Annotated in this window: 7 protein-coding genes; 1 reads left to right on the forward strand and 6 read right to left on the reverse strand. The window is 76.1% G+C overall.

The genetic code is table 11. The annotated features are described in order from the left end of the window. On the reverse strand, positions 1 to 258 hold a 258-nt coding region (locus E1300_RS46615), incomplete at its 3' end, for a hypothetical protein (protein ID WP_207400392.1). 64 nt (positions 259 to 322) lie between these two features. On the opposite strand from E1300_RS46615, the gene E1300_RS46620 reads away from it, so the two are divergent. Next, positions 323 to 1501, forward strand: a complete 1179-nt coding sequence (locus tag E1300_RS46620) for an ROK family transcriptional regulator (RefSeq protein ID WP_131763683.1) — start codon at positions 323 to 325, stop codon at positions 1499 to 1501. On the opposite strand, the gene E1300_RS46625 is transcribed toward E1300_RS46620, so the two are convergent. The 5 genes from E1300_RS46625 to E1300_RS50975 all read right to left on the reverse strand — a co-directional run. Further along, entirely contained in the window at positions 1490 to 2320 is an 831-nt protein-coding gene (locus tag E1300_RS46625) for a phosphoenolpyruvate hydrolase family protein (RefSeq protein ID WP_131763684.1), read from the reverse strand. The genes E1300_RS46620 and E1300_RS46625 overlap by 12 nt on opposite strands. Next, on the reverse strand, positions 2317 to 3537 hold the full coding sequence (locus E1300_RS46630) for a Tm-1-like ATP-binding domain-containing protein (protein ID WP_131763685.1): 1221 nt from the start codon (positions 3535 to 3537) through the stop codon (positions 2317 to 2319). The genes E1300_RS46625 and E1300_RS46630 overlap by 4 nt, the downstream gene beginning before the upstream one ends. Positions 3538 to 3580: 43 nt before the next feature. Next, the gene (locus E1300_RS46635; RefSeq protein ID WP_242619848.1) at positions 3581 to 4270 is read right to left on the reverse strand and encodes an ABC transporter ATP-binding protein; all 690 of its coding nucleotides are present in this window, start codon (positions 4268 to 4270) and stop codon (positions 3581 to 3583) included. Further along, positions 4267 to 5232: an ABC transporter ATP-binding protein gene (locus tag E1300_RS46640; RefSeq protein WP_131763686.1), complete on the reverse strand. Its 966-nt coding sequence runs from the start codon at positions 5230 to 5232 to the stop codon at positions 4267 to 4269. The genes E1300_RS46635 and E1300_RS46640 overlap by 4 nt, the downstream gene beginning before the upstream one ends. 3 nt (positions 5233 to 5235) lie before the next feature. Then, positions 5236 to 6124 (reverse strand): FtsX-like permease family protein (locus E1300_RS50975; RefSeq protein WP_207400393.1); only part of this gene is annotated, 889 nt, incomplete at its 5' end.

A 6124-nucleotide genomic window follows, 5' to 3' on the forward strand; every position in this document is an offset into this window, starting at 1 on the left:
GGTCAGGCTGACGGCGCGGGCGCAGGTGATCGCCCACTGCTGGCCGCTCGCCACCAGCGTGATCAGCACAAGCATGGCGACCACGAAGCCGAGCGCGAACGCCGACGGGTAGAGCGCGGCCTCGGCGCGCGGCAGCCCGCGCTCCTCCCGGAGCTCGGGCAGGATCGCGCCGAGCCCGGTGAGCAGGTAGCCGAGGCAGCCGAAGGCCCCGTAGAGGGCGAGCGTCCCGGACGTCCGCCGGATGGCCTGGACGGGCATGGCGTACCTCGCTCCCGAATATGCTCGTGCCACGAGGATAAGTCGGGCGCGCGAGGATGTCACCATGCGATCGACCACGGCGGCCCACTCGGCGCGGGCGCTGCGCAGCCAGGGCGCGCTGGCCGTGCTCCGGTTCGTCCACGCGCACCCGTCGGCGACGCGGGCGGACGCGTCCCGCGCGCTGGGCCTGAGCAGCGGTTCCGCCACCGAGATCACCGCTCGCCTCAAGGCCGCCCGGCTCCTGGACGAGGCCGCTCCGCCCCGGACCGGCGGCCGCGGCCGCCCCTCCCCCGTGCTGGCCCCGCATCCCGAAGGGCCGCTCGTCTGCGTCGTCGACATCAGCCACGAGCGGTGGCGCGTGGCGTGCGTGGAGCTCGGCGGCGGCGTTCTGGACTCCGAGCAAGGCCGCCACTCCGGCTCCGCGGACGTCGTCGGCCTCCTCGCCGGGCGGGTCACCGCCGTCCACGCCCGCCACGGGCGGCGGCTGCGCGCCGTCTCGGTCTCCGTCGCGGGCACGGTCCGCGGGACGACGATCGTCCAGGCGTCCGGCATGGGCTGGCGAGACGTCGCGCTCGAACCGCTGCGTCCGCCGGGTGTCCCGCTGCTGGTCGGCAACGACGCCTCGCTCGCCGGGCTGGCCGAGGCGCGCCGCGGCGCCGGGGCGGGCGCGCGGGCCGTCCTGCACCTGACCGTGGAGGTGGGCGCGGGCGGCATCCTCGTCGTGGACGGGCGTCCCGTGGACGGCGCCACGGGCGCGGGCGGCGAGTTCGGCCACATGCCGTTCGGCGACCCGGCGCTGGAGTGCCCCTGCGGCGCCCGCGGCTGCTGGGACCTGGCGGTCGACGGCCGCGCCATGGCCCGCTCGCTGCGCCGCCCGCAGCCCCGCGACCCGCGCACCGCCGCCGAGCGGATCGTGGCCCGGGCCCGGACCGATCCCGCCTCCCGCGAGATGGACGCCGTGGCGGACGCGGCGCGAGCCCTCGGACGCGGCATGGGCGCCCTGGTCAACGCCCTCGATCCCGACCTCGTGACGCTGTCCGGCCTGGCGATCGACCTCGCCGCGCTGGCCCCCGATCCGCTCGGCGAGGGCTACACGGCGGCCCTGATGCGCTACCGCCGCGCCGACCCGCCGCCCGTCCGGCCCTCGGCCCTCGGCTCCCTCGGCACCCTCACCGGCGCGGCCGACGCCGCCTTCGACGTCCTCCTCACCAACGACGGCCTCACCGCCTGGTCAGCCTCCTGACCGTCCCAGGGTCTTGAAGGAGGTCACCTGGGCCGTGATGGCGCGTTCGGTGGGGAGGCGCTCGATGGACGACGCGCCGAAGAAGCCCGCGACGCCCTCGGTGCGGGAGAGGACGTAGGCGGCGTCCTCGGGCTCGGCGATGGGGCCGCCGTGGCAGAGGACGAGCACGTCGGGGCGGACGGCGTGGGCCGCGTCGCGCATGGCCTGGACGCGGGTGACGGCCTCGTCCAGGGTGAGGGCGGTGCCGGCGCCGATGCTGCCCTTGGTGGTGAGCCCGACGTGCGGGACGAGGACGTCGGCGCCCGCCTCGGTCATCGCCCGTGCCTGGTCCTCGTCGAAGACGTAGGGCGCGGTGACGAGGTCGCGTTCATGGGCGAGCCGGATCATCTCGACTTCGAGGCCGTAGCCCATGCCGGTCTCTTCGAGGTTCTGCCGGAACACGCCGTCGTACAGGCCGACCGTCGGGAAGTTCTGGACGCCCGCGAAGCCCATCGCCTTGAGCTGGTCGAGGAAGACGGGCATCACGCGGAACGGGTCGGTGCCGCAGACTCCGGCGAGGACGGGGGTGTCGCGGACGACGGGCAGCACCTCGGCGGCCATGTCGACGACGATCTGGTTGGCGTCGCCGTAGGGCAGGAGCCCGGCGAGGGAGCCGCGGCCCGCCATGCGGTAGCGGCCGGAGTTGTAGATGATGATCAGATCGGCGCCGCCGGCCTCGGCGCACTTGGCGGACAGGCCGGTGCCCGCGCCCGCGCCGACGACCGGTTCGCCGCGCGCGACCGTGCCGCGCAGCCGCTCCAGGACGGCCTGCCGTCTCACCGGGACACCTCCGTGATCATCTCGTGCAGCCGGTCGGCCATCGCGCGGCCGAACGCCGGGTCGTTGACGTGCAGGTCGAGGCGCCGCTGGTCGGGGACGGCCGCGAGCGCGGCGAAGCAGGCCTCGTCCGCCTCCGGATCGTGGAACGGCAGGCCGGGCGCGTCCAGCGCCGACACGCCGCGGAGCGGGACGAACAGCGTGGCGGGGCCGGTCGCGGCGGCGGTCTTAGCCGCCACGCGGCGTCCGAGTTCCGCCATCTCGCCGGGGGTCGTCCGCATCAGCGTCACGGTCGGGTTGTGGACGTACAGGTTCCGGTCCGCGAAGCGTTCGGGGACGGTGTCGCGGGGCCCGAAGTTGACCATGTCGAGAGCGCCGGGCGCGATGACTTGCGGGATGCCGTGGCGTCCTGCGGCGGTGAGGCGGTCGGGCCCGGCGGACAGGACGCCGCCGACGAGGTCGTCCGCGAGCTCGGTGGTCGTGAGGTCGAGGACGCCGGCGAGCAGGCCGCTGTCCGCGAGCCCTTCCAGCGCGCGGCCGCCCGCGCCGGTCGCGTGGAAGACGAGCACCTCGTAGCCGAGTTCCTGGAGGCGCTCGCGCGCGGCGTCGACCGCCGGGGTGGTGACGCCGAACATGGAGGCGGCGACCAGGGGGCGGTCGCCGGTCTCCGGGGCCGCCTCCGCGTGCGCCTCAGCGTGTGCCTTGGCCATGCCCGCGGCGGCGGCCGCGGCGTTGCCGAGGACGAGCCGCGACACCCGGTTCAGGCCCGCGATGTCGACGACGCTGTAGGTGAGCGTGACGTCCTTGGCGCCGACGTAGGGGGTGACGTCGCCGGACGCCATCGTCGACACGATCAGCTTGGGCAGGCCGATCGGCAGGTCGCGGACGGCCCGCGCCGCGATGGAGGAGCCGCCGCTGCCGCCCACCGCGAGGACGGCGTCGGCCCGTCCCTCCTCCAGGAGCCCGAGCAGGACCGCCGCGGCGCCCTCGCCCATCGCGGTGACCGCGGCGCCGCGGTCACCGGCGCTCCGGAGGTCGTCCAGGGACGCGCCGCCGGCGCGCGCGACCCGCTCGGCGGGCACGTCCGCGCCGAGCGTGGACGGGCCGACGCCCGCGTCCACCAGCACCGTCTCGCAGCCGAGCGAGCGGATCCGGTCGCGCAGCCACGCGTACTCCGCGCCCTTCGTGTCGAGCGTCCCGACCAGTACCACCGTCGCCATGCGCGACCTCCTGAACGGATCTATGCCCCGCCCGCCGGGACGATCAACGGGAGGCGGGTTCGGATATCTTTCCGTCCTCCAGGTGCAGGACGCGGTCGGCCTGCGCAAGGAGGGCCTGGTCGTGGGTGGCGACGATGACGGTGACGCCCTCGCTGGCCACGACCGCGCGCAGCAGCGGCATGATCGCGGCGGCGGTCTCGGAGTCGAGCTGGCCGGTGGGCTCGTCGGCGAGGACGAGCCGGGGACGGTTGGCGAGCGCGCGGGCGATGGCGACGCGCTGCCGCTGCCCGCCGGACAGCTCGTAGGGGCGCTGCTCGGCGTGGTCGGCGAGACCGACGAGGCCGAGCAGGACGCGGACGCGCTCGTCGCGTTCGGACGGCGCCGTGCGGGTGAGGCGGAGGGGGACCTCGACGTTCTCCGCGGCAGACAGCACCGGGACCAGGCCGTGGGACTGGAACACGAAGCCGATGACGTCGCGGCGCAGGGCGAGCAGCTCGTCCTCGGGGAGGGCGGCGACGTCCCGGCCGTCGACGTGGACGGTGCCGCCGTCGGGCGCGTCCAGACCGCCGATCAGGTTGAGCAGGGTGGTCTTGCCGGAGCCGGAGCGGCCCCTGACCGCGACCAGCTCGCCGGGCGCCGCGGTGAAGGTGGCGCCGCGCAGCGCGGGGACCTCGACCTTGCCGGTCCGGTAGGTCTTGGCGAGGTCCTGGACGGCGACCATCGGGGCGGTCATTCGGTCTCCTCCCGGTCGGGCCAGACGCCGACGTGGTCGCTCTCCAGGGCGAGGCGGACGCGGTCGCGCAGGTCGAGGGCCTCGGTGAAGGCGCGGGGGAGCTGGACGCGGCCCGCGCGGTCGAGGACGGCGTACTCCTCGGCGACCCGGGTCCCGTCCGCCTCGTCGCGGCGGCGGACCTCGCTGCTCGTCCGGCCGTCGCGGATGCCGACGGTGCGGTCGACGCGCTCGGCGACCTGCGCGTCGTGGGTGACGACGACGGTGGTCGTGCCGAGCTCGCGGTTGACGCGGCGGAGCGCGCCGACCACCTCGGCGGCGGTGGCGGTGTCCAGCTCGCCGGTGGGCTCGTCGGCGAGCACGACCTGCGGCTCGTTCGCGACGGCGACGGCGATCGCGATGCGCTGCTGCTGGCCGCCGGACAGCTCGGCGGGGCGCCGGCCGGCGCAGTCGCCGACGCCGAGCATGCCGAGCAGCTCCGCGGCGCGGGTGGCGCGGGCGCGCCGGGGGCGGCCGGCGAACCGCATCGGCAGCTCGACGTTCTGCGCGGCGGTCAGGTAGGGCAGGAGGTTCCGGTCGGTCTGCTGCCAGATGAACCCGACGCGCTCGCGGCGGAACCGGAGCCGCTCCTTGGCCGCCATGGTGAGCAGGTCGGAGCCGGCGACGCGGGCGACGCCGGCGGTCGGCACGTCCAGGCCGGACAGGATGTTCAGCAGGGTGGACTTGCCGGACCCGGAGGCGCCCACGATCGCGACGAGCTCGCCCGGGTCGACGAGCAGGTCGAGGCCCTGGAGCGCGACGACCTCGATGCCGTCGGTCTTGTAGATGCGGACGAGGTTGTCGCAGACGATGTGGGCGCCCTCGCCGTAGGCGGGACCCCGCTCCGCGGCGCGGCGCTCCAGCTCCGCCAGGTCGGGCACGCCGGTCCTGTCCGCGGTCGTGCCTCCGGTCGTGTCTCCGCTCATCCCTCACTCCCCCGTTCTCAGGACGCCCGCGAGATCGTGGCGGGTGTCGAAGGCGCGGTCGACGGCCACCGCCGCGGCGGCGGCGAGCAGCAGGACGCCGAGCAGCGCGGGCAGCGCCGCCGGGTCCACCGCGTGGTTGGCGACGGCGAAGCCGCCGGTGTACGGGCCCAGGTCGACGACGGGCCCGGTGATGCGGGGCAGCAGCAGGCCGAGCGTCCACCCGGCGGCCGCCGCGCACAGCAGCACCGGCCCGATCTCGACGAGCGCGAGCGCGCGGCTCTGCCGGCGGCTGAGGCCGAGCACGTGCAGGTGGGCGAGGCCGCGGCCGCGGGCGCGGGCCTCGACGGTCAGCACGAGCAGGACGGCGAGGAGGCCGTACCCGGCGCCGATCAGGGCGGCGTCCCGGAACGCGCCGTGCACGACGCCGACCATCGGGGCGCCGGTCAGGCCGCGCAGGACGTCCCGGCGGATCTGGACGGTCTGGTAGATGTCGCCGCCGGTGACGTCCCGGGGGACGGACGCCTGGAGGGCGCCGCGCAGCGCGGCCTCGCCGGGGTCGCCGCGGACGAACACCTCGCTCGGCACCGCCTCGATGCCGGTCAGCGCCCGGTAGGGCACGACGACGAACGGGGTGCCGGGCTGCTCGCCGGGGAAGTGGTCGATCCGCCCGGACGGCTCGACGCGGATGGACGGGAAGGTGGGGCTGCCGAGCGTCACGGGGCCGGTGCCGAGCTCGCGGGCGGCGGCCGGGGACAGCAGCGCGCCGCGCGGGTGCGCGGGCAGCCGTCCGGGGGCGATCCGCTGGTAGGCGGCCAGGTCGATCGCGATCAGCGTGACGCGGACGGGCCCGGTCCCGGGCCGCAGGTCGTGGACGACGCGGGCGGGCACGGCG

The organism is Actinomadura fibrosa, from assembly GCF_900659615.1.
GTDB lineage: Bacteria > Actinomycetota > Actinomycetes > Streptosporangiales > Streptosporangiaceae > Spirillospora > Spirillospora fibrosa.

What these genes read in the sequence shown, in the direction of transcription:
- E1300_RS46620 (WP_131763683.1), top strand. Translation starts at nt 323, where the DNA reads ATGCGATCGACCACGGCGGCCCACTCGGCGCGGGCGCTGCGCAGCCAG.
- E1300_RS46630 (WP_131763685.1), bottom strand. Translation starts at nt 3,537, where the DNA reads ATGGCGACGGTGGTACTGGTCGGGACGCTCGACACGAAGGGCGCGGAG.
- E1300_RS46635 (WP_242619848.1), bottom strand. Translation starts at nt 4,270, where the DNA reads ATGACCGCCCCGATGGTCGCCGTCCAGGACCTCGCCAAGACCTACCGG.
- E1300_RS46640 (WP_131763686.1), bottom strand. Translation starts at nt 5,232, where the DNA reads ATGAGCGGAGACACGACCGGAGGCACGACCGCGGACAGGACCGGCGTG.